This window comes from Providencia sp. PROV033, from assembly GCF_028484855.1.
Classification (GTDB): Bacteria; Pseudomonadota; Gammaproteobacteria; order Enterobacterales; family Enterobacteriaceae; genus Providencia; species Providencia alcalifaciens.
Genome location: NZ_JAMPSW010000036.1, coordinates 17868 through 37328 on the forward strand (window position 1 = coordinate 17868; position 19461 = coordinate 37328).

General features: G+C 42.8%; 17 protein-coding genes and 1 riboswitch. Of the genes, 13 read left to right on the forward strand and 4 right to left on the reverse strand.

Going from position 1 to position 19461, the window contains the following annotated elements:
- Positions 1-11: 11 nt before the first annotated feature.
- Positions 12-1283 carry an adenosylmethionine--8-amino-7-oxononanoate transaminase gene (bioA, locus tag PSF16_RS08430; RefSeq protein WP_154630516.1) on the reverse strand — a complete coding sequence of 424 codons (1272 nt, stop codon included), beginning with the start codon at positions 1281-1283 and terminating at the stop codon, positions 12-14.
- A gap of 159 nt (positions 1284-1442) precedes the next feature.
- Here bioA and bioB point away from each other — a divergent pair, with 159 nt between their 5' ends.
- From bioB to uvrB, 5 genes are all read left to right on the forward strand, one after another.
- Positions 1443-2429 (forward strand): biotin synthase BioB, encoded by a 987-nt coding sequence (bioB, locus tag PSF16_RS08435; protein WP_048654629.1) that lies wholly within the window; start codon positions 1443-1445, stop codon positions 2427-2429.
- On the forward strand, positions 2429-3586 hold the full coding sequence (gene bioF, locus PSF16_RS08440; RefSeq protein WP_006660185.1) for an 8-amino-7-oxononanoate synthase: 1158 nt from the start codon (positions 2429-2431) through the stop codon (positions 3584-3586). Before bioB ends, bioF begins: the two co-directional genes overlap by 1 nt.
- Complete coding sequence (gene bioC, locus PSF16_RS08445; RefSeq protein WP_006660184.1) at positions 3564-4379, forward strand: malonyl-ACP O-methyltransferase BioC; 816 nt, start codon at positions 3564-3566, stop codon at positions 4377-4379. Before bioF ends, bioC begins: the two co-directional genes overlap by 23 nt.
- The gene (bioD, locus tag PSF16_RS08450; protein WP_272689104.1) at positions 4372-5046 is read left to right on the forward strand and encodes a dethiobiotin synthase; all 675 of its coding nucleotides are present in this window, start codon (positions 4372-4374) and stop codon (positions 5044-5046) included. The genes bioC and bioD overlap by 8 nt, the downstream gene beginning before the upstream one ends.
- Before the next feature lie 613 nt (positions 5047-5659).
- The gene (gene uvrB, locus PSF16_RS08455) at positions 5660-7678 is read left to right on the forward strand and encodes an excinuclease ABC subunit UvrB (protein ID WP_006660182.1); all 2019 of its coding nucleotides are present in this window, start codon (positions 5660-5662) and stop codon (positions 7676-7678) included.
- A 69-nt stretch (positions 7679-7747) separates the two neighbouring features.
- Here the strand turns inward: uvrB and pgtP are convergent, their stop codons facing one another.
- Entirely contained in the window at positions 7748-9127 is a 1380-nt protein-coding gene (gene pgtP / locus PSF16_RS08460) for a phosphoglycerate transporter PgtP (RefSeq protein ID WP_272689105.1), read from the reverse strand.
- Positions 9128-9550: 423 nt separating this feature from the next.
- Between pgtP and PSF16_RS08465 the strand changes: the two genes are divergently transcribed.
- From PSF16_RS08465 to pgtA, 3 genes are read left to right on the forward strand one after another with little or no spacing between them, the layout of a single operon-like run.
- Complete coding sequence (locus PSF16_RS08465) at positions 9551-10756, forward strand: ABC transporter substrate-binding protein (RefSeq protein WP_080626386.1); 1206 nt, start codon at positions 9551-9553, stop codon at positions 10754-10756.
- Positions 10753-12759, forward strand: a complete 2007-nt coding sequence (gene pgtB, locus PSF16_RS08470) for a two-component system sensor histidine kinase PgtB (protein WP_112860105.1) — start codon at positions 10753-10755, stop codon at positions 12757-12759. The genes PSF16_RS08465 and pgtB overlap by 4 nt, the downstream gene beginning before the upstream one ends.
- Positions 12752-13999 (forward strand): two-component system response regulator PgtA, encoded by a 1248-nt coding sequence (gene pgtA, locus PSF16_RS08475; RefSeq protein ID WP_006660178.1) that lies wholly within the window; start codon positions 12752-12754, stop codon positions 13997-13999. The genes pgtB and pgtA overlap by 8 nt, the downstream gene beginning before the upstream one ends.
- A gap of 51 nt (positions 14000-14050) precedes the next feature.
- On the opposite strand, the gene PSF16_RS08480 is transcribed toward pgtA, so the two are convergent.
- Together PSF16_RS08480 and PSF16_RS08485 are read right to left on the reverse strand one after the other, a co-directional pair.
- Positions 14051-14959 (reverse strand): gluconeogenesis factor YvcK family protein, encoded by a 909-nt coding sequence (locus PSF16_RS08480; RefSeq protein WP_006660177.1) that lies wholly within the window; start codon positions 14957-14959, stop codon positions 14051-14053.
- A 227-nt stretch (positions 14960-15186) separates the two neighbouring features.
- The gene (locus PSF16_RS08485; RefSeq protein WP_154635002.1) at positions 15187-16017 is read right to left on the reverse strand and encodes an ADP-ribosyltransferase domain-containing protein; all 831 of its coding nucleotides are present in this window, start codon (positions 16015-16017) and stop codon (positions 15187-15189) included.
- 402 nt (positions 16018-16419) lie between these two features.
- Positions 16420-16556, forward strand: a riboswitch (molybdenum cofactor riboswitch).
- Here PSF16_RS08485 and moaA point away from each other — a divergent pair.
- From moaA to PSF16_RS08510, 5 genes are all read left to right on the forward strand, one after another.
- Entirely contained in the window at positions 16546-17526 is a 981-nt protein-coding gene (moaA, locus tag PSF16_RS08490; RefSeq protein WP_006660175.1) for a GTP 3',8-cyclase MoaA, read from the forward strand. It overlaps the preceding riboswitch by 11 nt.
- A gap of 26 nt (positions 17527-17552) precedes the next feature.
- Entirely contained in the window at positions 17553-18032 is a 480-nt protein-coding gene (gene moaC / locus PSF16_RS08495) for a cyclic pyranopterin monophosphate synthase MoaC (protein ID WP_006660174.1), read from the forward strand.
- Positions 18029-18274, forward strand: a complete 246-nt coding sequence (gene moaD / locus PSF16_RS08500) for a molybdopterin synthase sulfur carrier subunit (RefSeq protein WP_112860108.1) — start codon at positions 18029-18031, stop codon at positions 18272-18274. Before moaC ends, moaD begins: the two co-directional genes overlap by 4 nt.
- Before the next feature lie 2 nt (positions 18275-18276).
- Positions 18277-18729 (forward strand): molybdopterin synthase catalytic subunit MoaE, encoded by a 453-nt coding sequence (gene moaE, locus PSF16_RS08505; RefSeq protein WP_272689106.1) that lies wholly within the window; start codon positions 18277-18279, stop codon positions 18727-18729.
- Between the two features lie 153 nt (positions 18730-18882).
- The coding region (locus tag PSF16_RS08510; protein WP_272689107.1) for a Bax inhibitor-1/YccA family protein at positions 18883-19461 on the forward strand (579 nt) is incomplete at its 3' end.

Below are 19461 nucleotides of genomic sequence, written 5' to 3' on the forward strand. Positions count from 1 at the left end.
GACATGTTTCGTTACGCCGTGAGCACCTTTTCCATTGCTTGGGTAATTTTACTCAGCTGGTCGGGTTTAATAATATACGGTGGCATAACATAAATGAGTTTGCCAAATGGACGCACCCACACGCCTTCTGCGACAAAAATTTTCTGCAATTCAGCTGTGTTGACGGGATGTTTCATTTCAATGACACCAATCGTTCCGAGCACTCTTACATCATGAACAGAAGGATAATGGGCTAGAGGCAGTAATTCTGTTTTTAGTTGTTCCTCAATTTTTTCAACGGTTTTTTGCCATGGGCTTTCAAGTAATAATTTTACACTGGCATTGGCGACGGCGCACGCTAATGGGTTCCCCATAAAAGTTGGACCATGCATAAAACAGCCGGCTTCCCCGTTACTAATAGTCTCTGCAACATGGCGGGTCGCGATGGTCGCAGAAAGCGTCATATATCCCCCCGTTAAACCTTTACCTAAGCACATGATGTCAGGTGAAATGCCCGCATGTTGGCAAGCAAATAATTTTCCCGTACGACCAAAGCCTGTGGCGATTTCATCTGCGATCAGCAACAAACCATAATGATCACATAGCTCGCGTACGCCTTTGAGATAATTAGGGTGATAAAATCGCATACCTCCCGCACCTTGAACGATAGGTTCGAGGATGATCGCGGCAATATCCCGATGATTTTTAGCAAGTTGTTGTTTGAGTGGCTGAAGATCGCTCTCATTCCATTCATCATGAAAAGCACATTGTGGTGCATCCACAAAAATATGAGGTGGCAAGTAGCCTTTGTATAAACCGTGCATGGAGTTATCAGGATCACAAACCGCCATCGCTCCAAAGGTATCGCCATGGTAACCATGGCGTAGTGTGAGAATACGTTGACGTTTCTCTCCACGCGCTTGCCAGTATTGCAATGCCATTTTGAGGGAAACTTCGACAGCAACTGAGCCTGAATCAGCAAGAAAAACGCATTCTAATGGCTCTGGCGTTATCTCGACGAGTTGTTTACATAGTGCAATGGCGGGTGGATGAGTAATACCACCGAACATCACGTGGGACATTTTACCAAGCTGCTCAATGACAGCTTGATTCAACACTGGGTGATTATAACCATGCAGTGTTGACCACCATGACGACATTCCATCAATCAATCTTTTTCCATCCTCCATAATGAGCTCAGCGCCTTCTGCGGCAACGATTGGGTAGGCTGGAATCGGGTGGCTCATTGAGGTGTATGGGTGCCAAATATGTTTGGTGTCAAAAGCAATATCGCAACTGTCCATCTTTCTTTACCGTCAACTTTTTTTAGATCATTTAGTTGACATGATAATCGCAATATTTAAACTGGCAACAACTTTTTCAACTGGAGAGATCCTGTGAGCCAATTAAAACAATGCTCAGTAAAAAACTGGACAATAAAACAAGCTAATGAACTGTTTTCAATGCCATTTTTTGAATTGTTATTTCAAGCACAGCAAGTACATCGCCAACATTTTGACCCGCAACAAGTGCAAGTGAGTACATTGTTGTCAATCAAAACAGGGGCTTGTCCTGAAGATTGTAAGTATTGCGCTCAGAGTGCGCGATATAAAACAGGTTTAGAAACTGAGCGTTTGATGGAAGTTCAGCAGGTCGTTGAATCGGCAAAAAAAGCCAAAAATGCAGGTTCAACGCGTTTTTGTATGGGCGCTGCATGGCGTAATCCAAAAGAGCGCGATATGCCGTATTTGGAGATGATGGTCAAAGAAGTTAAAGCGCTTGGAATGGAAACTTGTATGACTCTCGGCATGATTGATGATTCACAAGCCGGTCGTTTAGCGGATGCAGGGCTGGATTACTATAACCATAACCTAGATACCTCACCGGAATATTATGGCAACATCATTACCACGCGGACTTATCAAGACCGTTTAGATACGTTAGATAACGTGCGTAATGCCGGAATTAAGGTTTGCTCAGGCGGTATCTTAGGTTTAGGTGAAAAAGTCAGTGATCGCGCTGCACTGTTAGTGCAATTGGCAAATCTTCCAAAACCACCGGAAAGTGTGCCAATCAATATGCTGATGAAAGTAGAAGGCACGCCAATGGCGGATAATGAGGATGTAGACCCATTTGATTTTATCCGTACGATTGCGGTGGCACGGATCATGATGCCAAGTTCTTATGTACGTCTATCTGCTGGGCGCGAGCATATGAATGAACAGACTCAGGCTCTGTGTTTTATGGCGGGTGCAAACTCTGTTTTCTACGGTTGCAAACTGTTAACGACGCCAAACCCTGATGAAAATAAAGATATCGCACTGTTTAAAAAACTGAATATTAATCCTGAGCGTATTGAAACCCATGAGGGTGATAATGTGCAGGCGGTTAAACTGGCTGAAACCCTGTTAACCGCGGATAACAATCAGTTCTATAATGCGGCAGTCTAATGAGCTGGCAATCGTTTATTGGCGATCAATTGCAGAAGCGTAAAGACGCTTCTGCATGGCGCGAACGCCGCTGTATTGAAAAAAGTTCTGGTAGGACAGTAGATTATCAAGGGAAAAATTACCTTAATTTTTCTTCAAATGACTATCTAGGATTGAGTCAACACCCTGAGATTATTCGTGCATGGCAGCAAGGTGCACAGATCTACGGTGTGGGCAGTGGCGGCTCAGGGCATATCACGGGCTTCACTCAAGCGCACCAAGATGCAGAGCAAAAATTAGCTGACTGGTTGGGGTATCCTCGCGCGATTCTGTTTATTTCAGGCTTTGCGGCGAATCATGCACTTATTACTGCCTTAATGACGGCGGAAGATCGTATTTTAGCCGATAGGCTCAGCCATGCTTCTCTCCTTGAAGGCGCGATTCACTCCCAAGCACAGTTGCGGCGTTTTAGTCACAATAGTGTTGATTCCCTAGAAAAATTAATTAGCAAACCCCATTCATCGAAAACTTTAGTGGTCACTGAAGGGGTCTTTAGTATGGATGGGGACAGCGCACCACTGGATAAATTACAAACGGTAGCACATTCCCATAATGCATGGTTGATGGTGGATGATGCCCATGGACTCGGTATCTGTGGTGCTCAAGGCCGCGGCAGCTGTGATGACTATGGTATTAAGCCTGATATTTTGGTTGCAACGTTTGGCAAAGCAGTTGGTGTGAGTGGCGCGGCAGTCCTGTGCGATGAGCAGACCGCCGATTTTCTTATTCAAGCAGCTCGTCATCTTATTTACAGCACGTCAATGCCACCCGCGCAAGCTGTGGCTATCTCAGCAGCGGTGGAACAAATCCAGCAAGCGGATGCTCAACGGTGTCAGTTGCAGAACAACATTCGCTATTTTAGACGTCAACTCAATTTACCGGATATGCAGCTGGTGGACTCTAATACGGCAATTCAGCCACTCATCGTGGGTGATAACCAAAAAAGCCTGCAATTGTCACAATTTTTACGTGAAAAAGGGATTTGGGTTCAGGCGATTAGACCACCAACCGTTCCTCCAGGCAGTGCCAGGTTGCGAATCACATTAAGTGCTGCTCATCAGCAAAGGGATATCGACAAATTATTGGAGGCGCTCAATGAGTTTGTCTTTGTGTCATGACGAGAATAAAGCGTCACAAAATCTTCGAGAAAAAACCAAAATTGCCACCGCATTTGGACGAGCTGCACCACGCTACGATGCATTAGCCAATTACCAACAAAATAGTGGTAAACAGTTATTGGGTTTCATTGAGGATCACGCTTTAGCAGAAATACCCTTAGAACCTCTTCAGGTACTAGATGCTGGATGCGGTACGGGATTTTTTAGCCAAATACTCCAAGCGCGTGGTGCTTATGTGACTGCGCTTGATCTCTCTGTCGGTATGCTGGAGGTGGCAAAAAATAAACAAGCCGCACATCGATACGTCTGTGGGGATATGGATGCGCTTCCTTTTGCGGATGCCTCGTTTGATTGGGTATTTTCAAATTTGGCTATCCAATGGTGCCAGAATTTACCTCATGCACTCAGCGAGTTGTATCGTGTAACAAAGCCGGGTGGCGTAGTGGGATTTACCACATTAGCGGAGCACTCTTTAGGGGAGCTAGCCCAAGCTTGGCAAACCCTTGATGATGACCCCCATGTTAACCGTTTTCTCGCCTATTCACAGATTGTTGAAGACTGCCAATCATGGCGTTGCCAGCTTTATCAACAAGCAGACACGCTCTATTTTTCTAATCTCATTGAATTACTCAATTCAGTGAAAGGTATTGGTGCAACTCATTTAACCGCAGGGCGCCAAGCAGGGCTGATGACGCGCCAGCGTTTGCAGCGATTAAGCGCGGTGTACCCAATGGCGGATAAAGGATTGCCATTAACCTATCAAACTGTATTTGGAATTATGTATCGTGACTAAAACGTATTTTGTAACCGGAACGGATACCGAAATCGGTAAGACGATGTCGAGTTGTGCATTATTACAAGCTGCAAATCTTCAAGGATTGAAGACGGTGGGGTATAAGCCTGTGGCTTCAGGAAGCGAAATGACGCTAGACGGTTTGCGTAATAGTGATGCATTACTGCTTCAGGCAAATAGCAGCGTCAAAGTACCCTATGAGCAAATCAATCCCATCATTTTTGAAGCACCAACTTCACCCCATATTGTGAGTGAAAAAACAGGTACCCCGATTGAATTTTCAGTGATGACTCGCGGGTTAAAGCAGCTACAAGAATATGCTGAGTGGGTATTAGTCGAAGGTGCAGGAGGATGGTATACACCGCTTTCGACTGAGAAAACTTACGCAGATTGGGTAGTAGAGCAGCAATTACCAGTGATCCTCGTGGTAGGAGTGAAATTAGGATGCATCAATCATGCGGTACTCACTGCACAAGCGATACAAGCCGCAGGGTTATCTTTAGTGGGATGGATTGCCAATGAAGTCCAGCCTGCGGGCACTTATCAACACGAATATCTCGCTGCACTTAAACGTATGATCGAAGCGCCCTGCTTGGGGATCATTCCTTATATTGAAGACCAATCAACGGCGTCTTTAGGTCAATATTTAGATCTTTATGGACTTTAATTTCCGCGAAAACCCTCTAGGCAGTTTGTTCTAGGGGGAGGACTCTTTTTTTGTGTTTTTAACGATCTTTTTTAACGTTAATGATCCTTTTTTTGTCAAGTTTCATAGGGAAAATACTAAGTAGTTTCCGTAAAAAAACAGAAAATATTTCTTTTGTCACGAATAGAGAGCAAAAATACTTTCATCATTTCGCCATATTTCTGTCATTTCATGGGCAAATGGCAAAATGAGCACGTTACGGGAATGCATGAGGGGGAAGGGCTCCCAGAGTTATCCACTATTTCTGTGGATAACCTTGTGAATTAACATTCAAAAACCATTGTGATGCTAGGTGACAAGCGGCTTTGCCTTTATTTGATGTGATTCTGGGCTTTTATGAAATTTCTTTTAAATACAAATAATTAAGTAAAATCAAGCGTTCTGTTTAGATTTGCGTTAAAGCTAAAAAAACCAAAAGCATAAAATATCTGGTTTTAAAAAGGTCAAGTTTTATTTTGGGGATAACATTTTCGTAAATAGATTTCAACCTCATAAAAAGGAAATTTATCTTCAGCACTTGAAGCTGGTTTTTTATCCAGTATCATAGGCAAGAGATTATTACAGAGGCATAACTATGAGCAAGGATTTTAAACTGTATTCTGATTTCCAGCCTGCGGGTGATCAGCCCGAGGCGATTCGTAAATTAAGAGAAGGGTTAGAAGATGGACTTGCTCATCAAACCTTACTAGGGGTTACGGGGTCAGGTAAAACGTTTACGATTGCTAATGTTATCGCTCAAGAAAATCGCCCAACCATGTTGATGGCGCATAATAAAACATTGGCAGCGCAGCTATATAGCGAAATGAAAGCCTTCTTCCCTGAAAATGCAGTGGAATATTTCGTTTCTTATTACGATTATTATCAACCAGAAGCCTATGTCCCCAGCTCAGATACCTTTATTGAAAAAGATGCTTCAGTAAACGAACATATTGAACAAATGCGTTTGTCTGCAACAAAAGCCTTGCTTGAACGTCGTGATGTCATTGTTGTGGCATCGGTGTCGGCAATTTATGGATTGGGTGACCCCGATAGCTACTTGAAAATGATGCTGCATCTGACTGATGGCATGATTATTGACCAACGTTCTATTTTGCGCCGCCTTGCTGACCTGCAATATACCCGCAATGACCAAGCGTTTACGCGAGGAACATTCCGAGTTCGCGGTGAAGTGATTGATATTTTCCCTGCTGAATCCGATGAATATGCACTGCGAGTCGAGCTCTTTGATGAAGAAGTCGAGCGTTTATCGCTATTTGACCCATTAACAGGGGCGATTCAACATCGTGTTCCTCGTTTTACCGTATACCCTAAAACGCACTATGTAACGCCAAGAGAGCGTATTCTGGAAGCGATGGAGAATATCAAGGTTGAGCTAGCGGACAGGCGCAGAGTGCTGTTAGAAAATAATAAATTATTAGAAGAACAGCGAATTACTCAGCGAACTCAGTTTGATTTAGAAATGATGAGTGAGCTGGGGTATTGCTCGGGAATTGAAAACTACTCACGTTACTTATCGGGTCGAGCACCAGGTGAACCACCTCCGACATTATTTGACTATTTACCCGCGGATGGTTTATTGGTGGTGGATGAGTCCCATGTGACTATTCCGCAAATAGGCGCTATGTACAAAGGGGACCGGTCGCGTAAAGAAACATTAGTAGAATACGGTTTCCGACTTCCCTCCGCGTTAGATAACCGTCCTATGCGCTTTGAAGAGTTTGAAGCTTTGGCGCCGCAAACTATCTATGTCTCTGCAACGCCTGGTAACTATGAGTTGGATAAATCAGGGCAGGAAGTCATTGAGCAGGTAGTGAGACCAACAGGACTCCTTGACCCTCTTATTGAAGTGCGCCCAGTAGCGACTCAAGTGGATGATTTACTCTCTGAAATTCGTATTCGTGTCCAAAAACAGGAACGCGTATTGGTGACCACATTAACCAAACGAATGGCGGAAGATCTTACTGAATATTTAGAAGAGCATGGGGAGCGTGTACGTTACTTGCACTCGGATATTGATACCGTCGAGCGTGTCGAAATTATTCGTGATTTGCGTCTTGGCGAATTTGATGTGCTAGTGGGAATCAACTTACTGCGAGAAGGTTTGGATATGCCTGAAGTTTCGCTGGTTGCGATTCTTGATGCAGACAAAGAAGGCTTCTTACGTTCAGAGCGTTCATTGATTCAAACCATTGGTCGTGCGGCACGTAACTTGAATGGTAAAGCGATTCTGTATGGAGACAGAATCACTAACTCGATGGGGAAAGCCATTGCCGAAACTGAACGACGTCGCGCGAAACAGATGGCGTTTAACGAAGCTCACGGCATTATTCCTCAAGGCTTAAATAAGAAAGTAGGGGATATCCTACAAATTGGTCATAAAGTGGGTGGTAAAGGCAAGGGACGCAGTAAAGAAAGTATTAAAGATGAATCTGCACTGAATGTGCAATCCATGTCAACCAAAGAGTTGGAACAGCGTATTTCTCAATTAGAATCGCAAATGTATAAGCATGCGCAAGATTTGGAATTCGAGGCAGCTGCACGGGTGCGTGATGAATTACAAATTCTACGTAACCAATTTATCGCCAATTCGTAATTAACAATAAATTGTAAAGGCAGCGCTCAGTATTTTGCTGAGGGCTGCCTTATTCATTACTGACTGGGATTACGCGTTAGCTAATTGACCATTGGTTAACACTTCTTGGCGATTACGCTCAAGTTCAAGCGCGCCCAAGTGTGACAATACACAGAAAATAATGCAGCAGACGATTCCACCTAGCAGTAAATAGAAGCCTGCATGCCAACCCATACGGTCAACTACGAAACCAAACAGGCTTGTTCCCAATGTTGCGCCAAGAATATAGCTCATGAAGCCACGTAACCCTACCGCTGAACCGACAGCAAAGCTTGGGACAATTTCCATGGTTTGAACCGATGCGAGAAATTGAGGTACATAGATTAAGCAACCAACAACAGCCGCAAAAAATGTCACGACAGCTAATGATTGGCTCTGCCAGTAACCAATAAGGCAGAAGAAAATCAGCGTCATACAAACGATAGCTAATGGCATTCTACGGCCTTTGAATAGCTTGTCTGTTAACCAACCCGCTAATAAAGTGGATGGAATAGCTGCCCATTCGAAGAATAAAAACGCCACACTCATTTGATCTTTGGAGAAGTTCTTCTCTGTCAGTAAATAGATAGGTAACCAACTGATCACACCGAAACGTACCATATACACAAATACGTCAACAAAGGAGATATACCAAGCATTCTTGTTTTTTAGTACGTAAGTGCAGAAGATTTGGAATGCACTCATGTTCTCTGGTGATTTCTCTTTCTGGGCAGAGGTCAGAATGACTTTTTCTTCTGGCATCATTTGGTCAAGTGCGGGTAAACCCTCTTGTTTTGGTGAGCCTTTACCTAATACTAATACGACAACAGCAAACAGAATGGCAATGCATGCAGGTACCATGTAGCTGGCGCTTTGCCAGTGCTCTGTTCCTAATACCGCAAATGCGGCACCGACGATTGGGGCAACAATACCGCCACCGACGTTATGAGAAATATTCCAAAATGCGCCAATACGTCCACGCTCACGACGAGGGAACCAGTTAGCGATGGTGATAAATGAAGGTCCAACCCCCATACCTTGGAACATCCCATTGAGGACAACAAACCCAGCAAATAACCAAAAGGCATTACTGAATCCCATTCCGAAGTTGACGATAGCGCATAAGATCAAACCGAAAGCCATGAACGCTTTTGGGCTCGCTTTGTCTGCAAGGCTACTCATCACCCCTTTACTGATCCCATAAGCAATCAGCATACAGCTGGTTAATAGACCAATTTGTGTCGTACTTAAATCTAAGTTTTCTTTTAAATAAGGGGTAGAGAGCGTGAAGTTATTACGAACAATGTAATAAGCTAAATAACCTAAGAAAACGCTGAGCAGAGCTTGTACCCGATAACGTTTATAGGTAGTAGGAACTTTTTCTGGTGCAATTTGTTTTTTTGCCGTGGCTGGCTTTAAAAATGACAGCATAGGTTCACCTGTGAAATAAAGTAAAAAGAAATTCCCTGATGTTTTTGTCGTTTTATTTCTGACAGGGTCATCATGTTCTTGTTGAAAAAATATCGCAATATGAAGGGTTTGGGTCAAAATTGACCCAATTTTGCATAGTCATGCGTCAATTTGACTCATTCGAAAATTAACGAGAATGCATTTCAAAAAATGAACAACTAAAGGTTGATTTAATCGCCTAACAATGAGAATAAAGCGGGTATGTGTTGCGATGAGCCTATAAATCCGAAAAGGGTAAAATTTGTCTCAAATGCGATTTTTGGCAAACTCGAACTATTGTTACTTTCTTTGATATGAATCACATCTACCCAGGGGATGACTACTCTAATGAGATCAATAATACAAATTCGTCCACTGATAACTTCGCTGTGTTTGTTCATCGTGATGCTCAATGGCATGGGAAATAGTTATGCGAAAAGTGATGAGTTAGTGATAGCAACGACATTTTCACCTGAAGCGACACAGGCTATTGTCACAAATTGGAATGCGCGAGCAGATGCAATACCCATTCGCACCATTAACCGTACAAGTGCCTCATTAGAGCGTTTACTGGACACGGAAGCGTTGGAGAATGTCGACTTAATACTGACGTCATCACCGATGCTAATGCATCATTTACAGCAGCATAATCGATTGAGTGCACTACCTGAGATCCCCGAATACTCACAGCGTTTAATTCCATCATCATTAAGAGGCTCGGTTGCTGCGGTTGCATTCTCCGGATATGGCATTTTGACTAACCGTAAATGGATGGAGCAAAATCAGTTACCTATTCCAAAGACATGGGATGACCTTACCAATAGTCAGTATCAAGGTTCATTGTTGATCAGTAGCCCATCGCGTTCGGATACTTACCACTTAATGATTGAATCGCTATTACAGCAGCGAGGATGGGAAGATGGATGGCACATTTTGCTTGGCATGTCGGGAAACTTAGCTACCGTATCCTCCCGCAGTTTTGGTGTTGCCGATAAAATAAAAGTTGGGCTTGGTGGTGCGGCCCCGATTATTGATAATTACGCGAATGTGTTGCTGTCCGATCCTGAACTTGAATTTCATTATCTTCCTGATTCTGCAACATCCCCGACATTTATTGCGATCACTCGCCATAGTTTGACGCCTGAAAAGTCACGTCAACTGATTGATTTTTTACTCAGTGAACAAGGGCAAAAAATTTTTGCAGACAGCAGCACAGGAAAATATCCAGTCACACCGCTTGAGAATAATAACCCTCGGAAAGTACAACAGAGCAAGTTGTTAGATTCTCCTAAACCATTAGATGTCCACTTAGTGTTGCAGCGTCAACGGTTAGTTCAGCAATTATTTGATGCAGCGATTACATTCCGTTTAACGGAATCCAAAGATGCATGGCGTGCGGTGTATATGGCGGAAGCTAAATTAAAGCGTCCGTTACCCGACGTGCGGGCTTTACTGACTGCAATGCCTGTCAGTGCTAAGGAGAGTGAAGATCCGGCTTATTACTCGCGTTTTGAAGATAGCCGTAAAGCGGAAGAAGAGTATATGCGCTGGCAGCGCTTTTTTCAGGAACAGCAGCGCCAAGCAATTAGCGAGTTGGAAGCTATCAAATGAAAATATCGATAAGTAGTTTGATGGGACGCTTTAGTATCACTGCCATTTTACGCGGGGCATTTATCACTGGCGCATTAATGACGGTGATTGTGAGCTGCGTCAGCCTGTATGCATGGCAAGAGCAAAATAAACAGATTCGTTATGCGCTTGGGGACTATTTTCCCAAAATGCAGGCTTCATTTTTGATTGAAGGGCAGCTGAATACATTAGTGAATGAGTTAAATGAATTTTTAAAAGCGCCGAATACCGCCACGCGATTACAACTACGCAATCAAATTACCGCCCATCTATCGCAAATCGAAGCGTTTAATCAACAGTTAAATGGGCAAGACCAGCAGCAGATAGCCATGATTTTGTCGCAAAGTCAGGATCTATTACAGCGGCTGGATAAAGCGCTCTATACCCTGTTTTTAGCGCGAGAAAAGACCAACACACTCTCTGCACGGATCAACTGGCTACATGATGATTTTAATACCGAATTAAACTCGTTATCCCAAGATATCAGCCTACAGCAAGGTTCTTTGTTGGATAAAATTGAGCAAGACCCTCGCCAAGCGAAGGGATTACAAAGCCGATTACGTAATGTTCAAGGTGAACTGCAATTAATTTATACGCTGGCGCGTTTAGAAGAGCAGATCACGAATATTTTGACTGGGCGCTTAAAAGATATTCAAGGCGATAGTTCCCTTGATGACCCTATTGATGTTGGTGGATACGCACGTTATTTAGGCTATTTAAAAACCAACTTATCGGCAAATGAAGAAGCGTTGAGTTTATACCCAAGTTCAGTCACGCTACGCCAAACGATTGATGAGCTATTGGATATCGGACTTTCTGACAATCAAATGTTGGAGGTGCTGCAAAACTACCAGACGGCGAAGATAGCGCTCAGTGAAGTGACGAAGGAGAAAGAGCGTATCTTGGCAAGTTTTCGCAACCAACTTGATGTACAGCTAGGCAGTAGCCACTTCCAGTTGCAGACATTAAACCAGCGTTTAGCGAATATTATGTCGTGGAGTGGCACGATTATCATTATCACTGCAGGGTTAGCCTTACTCTTAGTGTTGTTGTTCAATATGTTGTTTATTCGCCCTCGATTAGTGAAACGTTTTACGGCATTAAACCAAGCGGTAGCTCGGATTAGTATCGGGGATCTTACGACCACGATCCCTGTAGAAGGACGTGACGAATTAGGGCGGATAGGCACATTATTACAGCGCAGTATTGCGCAAATAAATCAACAAAAAAATCAATTAGAGCAAGAGATTGCAGAGCGTAAGGCAATTGAGAAAAACTTACGGACAACACAAAATGAATTGATTCAAACGGCAAAACTCGCCGTTGTCGGGCAGACAATGACCACATTAGCCCATGAAATTAACCAACCTTTGAATGCACTCTCTATGCATTTATTTATGGCGAAGAAAGGGTTACCAGAACAAGAGTGTGAAGCCACATTAATGGCGCTAAATAAATCGGAGCAGCTGGTTGCGCGCATGGATGGCATCGTGCGTTCTCTTCGTCAATTTGCCCGTAAACGTGATGATAACGAACAGCTACAACCTATTAGCTTACGCCAATCTATTCAAAGTGCTTGGGATGTCCTGCGTTTACAACATAAAACGCGTAAGGTTATGCTGAGTTACCCTGATGTTTTACCTCAAGTCTTAGGAGATGAGATCGGTATTCAGCAAGTGCTGGTGAATTTGTTATCGAACGCCCTTGATGCGAGTCCGCAGAACGCAGAAATCACCATTGACTACAGTGAAGCTGCCGACAAACTGACGCTGACGTTATGTGATAACGGGGGCGGGTGGCCATTACATTTAGCTGATACGTTAATGAAGCCGTTTACCACAAGTAAGGAAATCGGTCTTGGGGTGGGGCTATCTATCAGCCAATCGATTATGCAACAAATTGGTGGTGAGCTGCGTATCGCTTCAACATTGCGCGGAAATGGATGTGTAATTTTAGAATTTAAGAAGGTGCTTGAAGATGCTTGATGATAACCATGACATATTGCTGATTGATGATGATAAGGATGTATTGGAAGCGTACTGTCTATTACTCGCTCAAGCTGGGTATCGAGTTTATGCTTGCGATAATCCATTAACGGCAAAAGAGTTAGTTCACCGAGACTGGTGCGGTATTGTGCTCAGTGATGTGTGTATGCCCGAATGTTCGGGGATCGAGCTCATGTCGTTGTTTTTGTCAAAAGATAAACATCTTCCCATGGTGTTGATTACGGGTCATGGGGATGTCCCGATGGCGGTTGAAGCCGTCAAAATGGGAGCATGGGATTTTTTACAAAAGCCGGTTAATCCAGAGTATCTGTTAGAGCAAGTTTCAAAAGCATTGGCGGCGCGTAAGCAGCGGGTACTGCAACGTCGCTGGGGAAAAAATCAATGGCAGCTTAACTTTGTGGGAATTAGTGAGTGGTCACAGCAGATTCGTGGGCAGCTTCAAGGATTATCTGAAACACTTGCCGCCGTTTTTTTGCAAGGGGAATTGGGCAGTGGTCGCACTTATTTGGCGCGTTACTTGCATCAAATCAGTACGCATCAACAAGCGCCTTTAGTCATCAAAACACTTCTTAGCGACCAAGAAGCTCCAGTAGAAATGTGGGTGAAAGAGGCTCAATCAGGCACCTTGGTGATTAAAAATATTGAGTTACTTCCGGTTAATCAGCAACGTTATCTTGTTCAACATTTGCAGCAAGACCCGCGGGGATTTCGTTTAATTGGTATTTCTGAGCAGCCATTGCTTATTTTAGCTAAGCAGCAGCAAATTATTGCTGAGCTCTACTATTATTTTTCGTTAACTCAAGTGAATTGCTTACCGTTATCTCAGCGTAAAGCGGATATTCCCGTTTTGTTCCAGCATTATTTAGAGCTTGCCTGCATACGACTGAATCAAGATTTGCCTGAATTAGATGAATCCTTTATGAAAAAACTCAGTCGTCGTCATTGGCCTGGAAATGTCACTGAATTAGCGAATGCCGCAGAGTTGTACGCGGTAGGTATTATGCCTATGGGGGAAACGGCAAACCCATTATTAACATCGGTAGCACCGACAGCATTAGATCAGCAAATTGAAAACTATGAGCGCCAAATTATTACGGAAGCGCTAAATATTCATCAAGGGCGAATTAATGATGTTTCGGAATATTTGCAAATGCCGCGTAAAAAACTGTATTTACGGATGAAAAAGTATGGATTGGATAAGCATCATTACCGAACGTAAGATGAGCTAATGAAGCTACAGGTATTAACCTGTAACTTCATATTCAATGTATTACAAAAGAGGAATGGTTTCTTCAATCGCCTTTAATAGCAGGTTTCGGTCATGGCGATAAGGAATATCGTCTGCTTCTAAAACACGTTGAGTGACCTTGCGTTCTTGGATGATTGTACTCACGTCAGTACGAGGTCCAACAATGACCGCATCGATTTTTTTGCGCCCAATATACTGTTCCATCATCACGAGTTTTTCGGGAAGTGTGAGGCTAGCTGCTGACGTACTGATTTCCTTCCCTAAATTCCCGATGTACACCATAGGTGCTTGGCTTTCTTTCAGTGCACAAGCAATATCATCGAGTAACAAAAGAGGCATTAGGCTGGTAAAAAAACTGCCCGGACCAATGAAAATCAAATCTGCTTGATGGATAGCATCAAGGGCTTCGGAAGTGGCTTTTACAGGCGGATACAGGCGTAATTCTTTCGGTAACTCGGCGAGAGCATCAACGTTAACTTCACCGTAGACTTCATTACCCATATCATCAATTGCCATCAGGTCGACGGGAGATTCAGACATCGGGATTAACTGCGCATCCACCTTTAACATATTACGAATTAGATTGATGGCTTCGAGTGGACGAACACTTAAATGATCCAGTGATTTTAACATCAGGTTGCCAAGATTATGCCCTGATAATTCTCCTGTTCCTGCAAATCGATATTCAAACATCTTGGATGCAATAGAGGGTTCGGTAATCAGCTGGTTCAAGCAGTTACGCATATCGCCCCAAGCGATTCCACCCTCTGAACGGCGAATACGACCAGTAGAACCACCATTATCGGTAGTGGTGACGATGCCAGTCAAACGAGAGCCTAAAGATGAAAGAGAAGACATCACTCGACCAAGTCCATGTCCACCCCCGAGAGCGACGACGTGATTAAGATTTGTCAAACTACGGTTTGGCATAGTGTTCCTATTTAAACTATCAATCTATGTTTCTAGAATCAGCGCTAAAACAAAATTGGCGCTAATTTATCATAAAACATCATCTGAAGTTTACTTACCGTGATAAAAAACAATAAAAGAGAATATTCTCGATCGGTATCACAAAATTATTGTGTAAAGAGTTAAGTGAAATGGACGAATAAGGCGTGGAAACAGAATCATACAAGAGAAATTGATATGCCTTCTAATTAAGAAAAAATAATCTGATGAATTTTTTCGGTAAGCGCATATTCAGTGGTTGGGACAGTTTCTAATCGTACATTGAAAATGTTATTTTTCTCATCACGGTAGGTATCGATAACGTTAAATTCAGTTTGTGGTAAAAATAAAAACTCATTTTCACTATCGCGCAGAATTTGACTAATACTGGCGCCTGAATAAGGGCTATTATTCTCAATAACGTAGAAAATATTAAATTCATCATTTGTTAAACTATTCGCATCATCACAAAAACTATTGGCGGTCTCTTTCTTTTTTGATGTACTCCAAAATGCATGAGATTTTATTACATCACCTTTATTGAGCCTATGAGTGAAGTTAATATCACGAACTTCTCCTCGGTAGAGGATTTCTTCATGTTTAGGTGGAATAGATTGCAATAATATTTGATGCATTAAGGTTAAATAAAGCTGTTTTATTTCTGCTGGATAGTGAGTGGTGTTGTGTGGATTATCCCGCAATGTTTGATTAATTTTGACATACCCGGCATGTTTATAGTCCTGTAGAGCAAACCAATCTACAAAATGCATATTGTTAAAGGAATGCGTATTATTAAATAGTCGAATTTGGTCATGAATATCAAGTGCTGTTTCATTCTCTAAATATTCCTTAGTGTAATGTTGGCTTAATTCATTAAGCCCATCAGTATAATAAGGAATATGAGATGAAATATTTTCATTGGTCATAATTTTATCAAGATAATTGAGATGTTGTTTTTCATAAATAGAAATTAGCTGGGTATTATTTGTTGTAAAATAATATGGATTATTATTTTTTGAATTCGCTGAATTTAAATACATGTTTTATCCTCTAGCATGTCATTTAAAATTATTCTTTATATTACCAGGTGGAAATGCCGTGATGTAATAACTCGCAGCATCATATTTCTGGGTTCTTGGTTTTATCTATCAAAAAGCGCGGTATAAAACTGATCTACAACAAACAATGTGCATAGAATTAACCTCATTTTGACGAAGATTTGACAGATGAATTTAGGTTTTAGCATAGGAAGAAGAGAAAATTATCTATAATAATAAGGACTTCTGAAATTAGTTACTGCTTCCATAAGTCGTTGTATATTAAGTTATATATCGTATTTTGGTTCGCTTTTTGGTTTGCAATGGGCTAAAATCCTTACAGAAAATAAGTGAACCAAGTGACGATAATCGTCTTAACGATTTGGACTTTATCTACAGACTGAGTTCCCGATAAAACTCCTAGCCTTTGCGTCTAAGTTCCTGATGAATATGATGTTCTGGCCGTGGCCTTGAGTCACCAGGGTGCGAGATAGAAATGTCTGCATCTCCCGTATTTGGAAAGGTGTGAATATGCAGCAACTTGTCGATCAATTTGACCGAAAATTTTACTATCTTCGTTTATCTATAACCGATGTTTGCAACTTCCGTTGCACATATTGCCTGCCTGATGGTTACAAACCAAGTGGTCGCCACGAATTCTTAACACTGGATGAAATTCGTCGAGTGAGCCGCGCTTTTGCCGAACTTGGCACAGAAAAAGTGCGTATTACTGGTGGCGAGCCCACAATGCGTAAAGATTTCACTGACATTATTGCGGCGATTAAAGAAAATGATTCGATCAAAAAAATCGCGGTAACAACCAATGGCTATCGCATGGCGAGAGATGTGCAAGCATGGCGTGATGCGGGTTTAAATGCGGTGAATGTGAGTGTTGATAGCCTTGATCCTCGCCAATTTGCAGCGATCACTGGACAAGACAAATTCTTCCAAGTGATGAAAGGTATCGATGCTGCATTTGATGCCGGTTTTGACAAAGTCAAAGTCAACGCGGTCTTGATGAAAAATGTCAATGATATCGCCCTCAAGTCATTCTTAAATTGGATCAAACATCGTCCAATTCAATTACGTTTTATTGAACTCATGGAGACCGGGGAAGGGAGCAGTCTATTCCAACGTTACCATGTGTCTGGTGAAACCGTTCGTGATCGTCTTATTGCAGAAGGTTGGTATATGCAGCCTCGTTCTCGTAGTGATGGTCCTGCCCAAGTCTTTAGCCACCCTGACTATCAAGGGGAAATCGGGCTGATCATGCCGTATGAGAAGGATTTCTGCCAAAGTTGTAACCGTTTAAGAGTTTCTTCTTTGGGCAATCTGCATCTGTGCTTATTTGGTGAAAATGGGATTCCATTGCGTGATTTACTGGGTGATGAAAACCAGAATGAAGCCCTGAAAGCGCGCATCCAAAGTGGTTTAATGTCTAAGCGCGAAACCCATTTTCTTCACCAAGGCGACAGCGGGATCACCCCAAATCTTTCCGTTATTGGCGGTTAATAATTTTTTGATTTTCAGGAGTAATTATGTCCCAACTGACCCACCTTAATGCGTCGGGCGAGGCGCATATGGTTGATGTATCAGCAAAAGCTGAAACTGTCCGAGAAGCGCGCGCAGAAGCGTTTGTGACCATGAACCCAGAAACATTAGCGATGATTGTGGAGGGTAGTCACCATAAAGGTGATGTGTTCGCAACCGCACGTATTGCAGGGATCCAAGCAGCAAAAAACACATGGCAGTTAATCCCACTGTGTCACCCTTTGTTACTAACAAAAGTTGAAGTCACTCTTGAAGCGGAACCAGAGCATAATCGTGTACGCATCGAAACCTGTTGTCGTCTAACAGGGAAAACAGGGGTAGAAATGGAGGCTCTGACGGCGGCATCAGTTGCTGCGTTAACCATCTATGACATGTGCAAAGCGGTGCAAAAAGATATGGTGATTGGTCCGGTACGTTTATTAGAAAAAACCGGTGGAAAATCAGGTCATTTTAAGGTGGAAGTATGATTACTGTCCTCTTTTTTGCTCAAGTTCGCGAGTTAGTTGGTACTGACCGTTTAGTGTTATCCGCAGATTACCCAACCGTTGAAGCACTACGCCAAGCATTATCACAAAAGGGCGAACGTTGGGCTCTGGCACTGGAAGATGGCAAATTGTTAGCCGCTGTTAATCAATCGTTTGTTTCAGTTAGCCACCCGCTCACGGCTGGTGATGAAGTCGCCTTTTTCCCGCCTGTCACTGGAGGCTAAGCATGAATAACACCCATATTGCAGTACAAACCGAAAATTTCAGTGTGGGCGAGCAATATTCATGGCTAGCTCAATGTGATAGTGATGGTGCGGTTGTCACGTTTACCGGAAAAGTACGTAATCATAATTTAGGGGATAGCGTTGCAGCTCTTACGCTTGAGCACTACCCCGGTATGACAGAAAAAGCATTATCTGACATAGTGATGCAATCTAGAGAGCGTTGGCCATTACAGCGAGTCAGTGTTATTCATCGTATTGGCACTTTACAACCGAGCGAAGAGATCGTGTTTGTCGGGGTGACAAGTGCACACCGTAATGCCGCATTCCAAGCGGCTGAATTCATCATGGACTACCTAAAAACGAAAGCACCATTTTGGAAGAAAGAGTCTCTTCCCGATAACGAGCGTTGGGTTGAAGCTAAAGAGAGTGATGAAGCATCAGCAAACCGCTGGTAATCCAAAATAGTTATGCGGAAAATGCGAATAAGCCGAATGGTAATGTCAAAATATTGTGATAAACTTTGGAACAAATTTGTCCGATCACAGTAAGGATTACTCTGTTGGTGGTTTTGCTGGGTCGATTTTACTTAAAATGGAAGGGTAACCATCATGGGTCAATTTGATCAACGTAATGATTCTCTTGTCCAGAATGCCAGCACTGGCGTTCAGGCATTTATGTCCCAAGTCTACGGTTGGATGACAGTTGGATTATTACTCACGGCTTTTGTTGCTTGGTATTCCTTAAGCAGCGGCCTATTTTTTACTATCGCTACAAATAAAGTGCTGTTTTTCGGCATGATCATCGCTGAACTTGGTTTAGTGATGGGGTTGTCTTTTTTACTGCCTAAAATGAGCGGTGCGATTGCGACAGGTATGTTTATGCTGTACGCATTGCTAACGGGTCTCACTATCTCCGTGATTTTAGCGGTTTATACTGGTGAATCTGTTGTAGGTACCTTCATCATTACCGCCGTTATGTTTGGTGCACTGAGCTTCTTTGGTTACACGACTAAGCGTAGCTTAACAGGAATGGGTAACTTCCTGTTTATGGCGCTGATTGGTTTAGTTGTGGCTTCACTGGTTAACATCTGGCTGCAAAGCTCAATGATGTACTGGGTCATCACTTACGGTGGGGTGTTACTGTTTGCTGCATTAACAGCATATGACACTCAAAAACTGAAAGAAATG

Excerpts from the sequence above, each read along its gene's own strand:
- moaE (WP_272689106.1), top strand. The coding sequence starts at position 18,277 with ATGAATAACACCCATATTGCAGTACAAACCGAAAATTTCAGTGTGGGC.
- moaC (WP_006660174.1), top strand. The coding sequence starts at position 17,553 with ATGTCCCAACTGACCCACCTTAATGCGTCGGGCGAGGCGCATATGGTT.
- moaD (WP_112860108.1), top strand. The coding sequence starts at position 18,029 with ATGATTACTGTCCTCTTTTTTGCTCAAGTTCGCGAGTTAGTTGGTACT.
- PSF16_RS08465 (WP_080626386.1), top strand. The coding sequence starts at position 9,551 with ATGCTCAATGGCATGGGAAATAGTTATGCGAAAAGTGATGAGTTAGTG.
- PSF16_RS08480 (WP_006660177.1), bottom strand. The coding sequence starts at position 14,959 with ATGCCAAACCGTAGTTTGACAAATCTTAATCACGTCGTCGCTCTCGGG.
- pgtP (WP_272689105.1), bottom strand. The coding sequence starts at position 9,127 with ATGCTGTCATTTTTAAAGCCAGCCACGGCAAAAAAACAAATTGCACCA.
- pgtB (WP_112860105.1), top strand. The coding sequence starts at position 10,753 with ATGAAAATATCGATAAGTAGTTTGATGGGACGCTTTAGTATCACTGCC.
- PSF16_RS08485 (WP_154635002.1), bottom strand. The coding sequence starts at position 16,017 with ATGTATTTAAATTCAGCGAATTCAAAAAATAATAATCCATATTATTTT.
- pgtA (WP_006660178.1), top strand. The coding sequence starts at position 12,752 with ATGCTTGATGATAACCATGACATATTGCTGATTGATGATGATAAGGAT.
- bioF (WP_006660185.1), top strand. The coding sequence starts at position 2,429 with ATGAGCTGGCAATCGTTTATTGGCGATCAATTGCAGAAGCGTAAAGAC.
- uvrB (WP_006660182.1), top strand. The coding sequence starts at position 5,660 with ATGAGCAAGGATTTTAAACTGTATTCTGATTTCCAGCCTGCGGGTGAT.
- moaA (WP_006660175.1), top strand. The coding sequence starts at position 16,546 with ATGCAGCAACTTGTCGATCAATTTGACCGAAAATTTTACTATCTTCGT.
- bioA (WP_154630516.1), bottom strand. The coding sequence starts at position 1,283 with ATGGACAGTTGCGATATTGCTTTTGACACCAAACATATTTGGCACCCA.
- bioB (WP_048654629.1), top strand. The coding sequence starts at position 1,443 with ATGCCATTTTTTGAATTGTTATTTCAAGCACAGCAAGTACATCGCCAA.
- bioC (WP_006660184.1), top strand. The coding sequence starts at position 3,564 with ATGAGTTTGTCTTTGTGTCATGACGAGAATAAAGCGTCACAAAATCTT.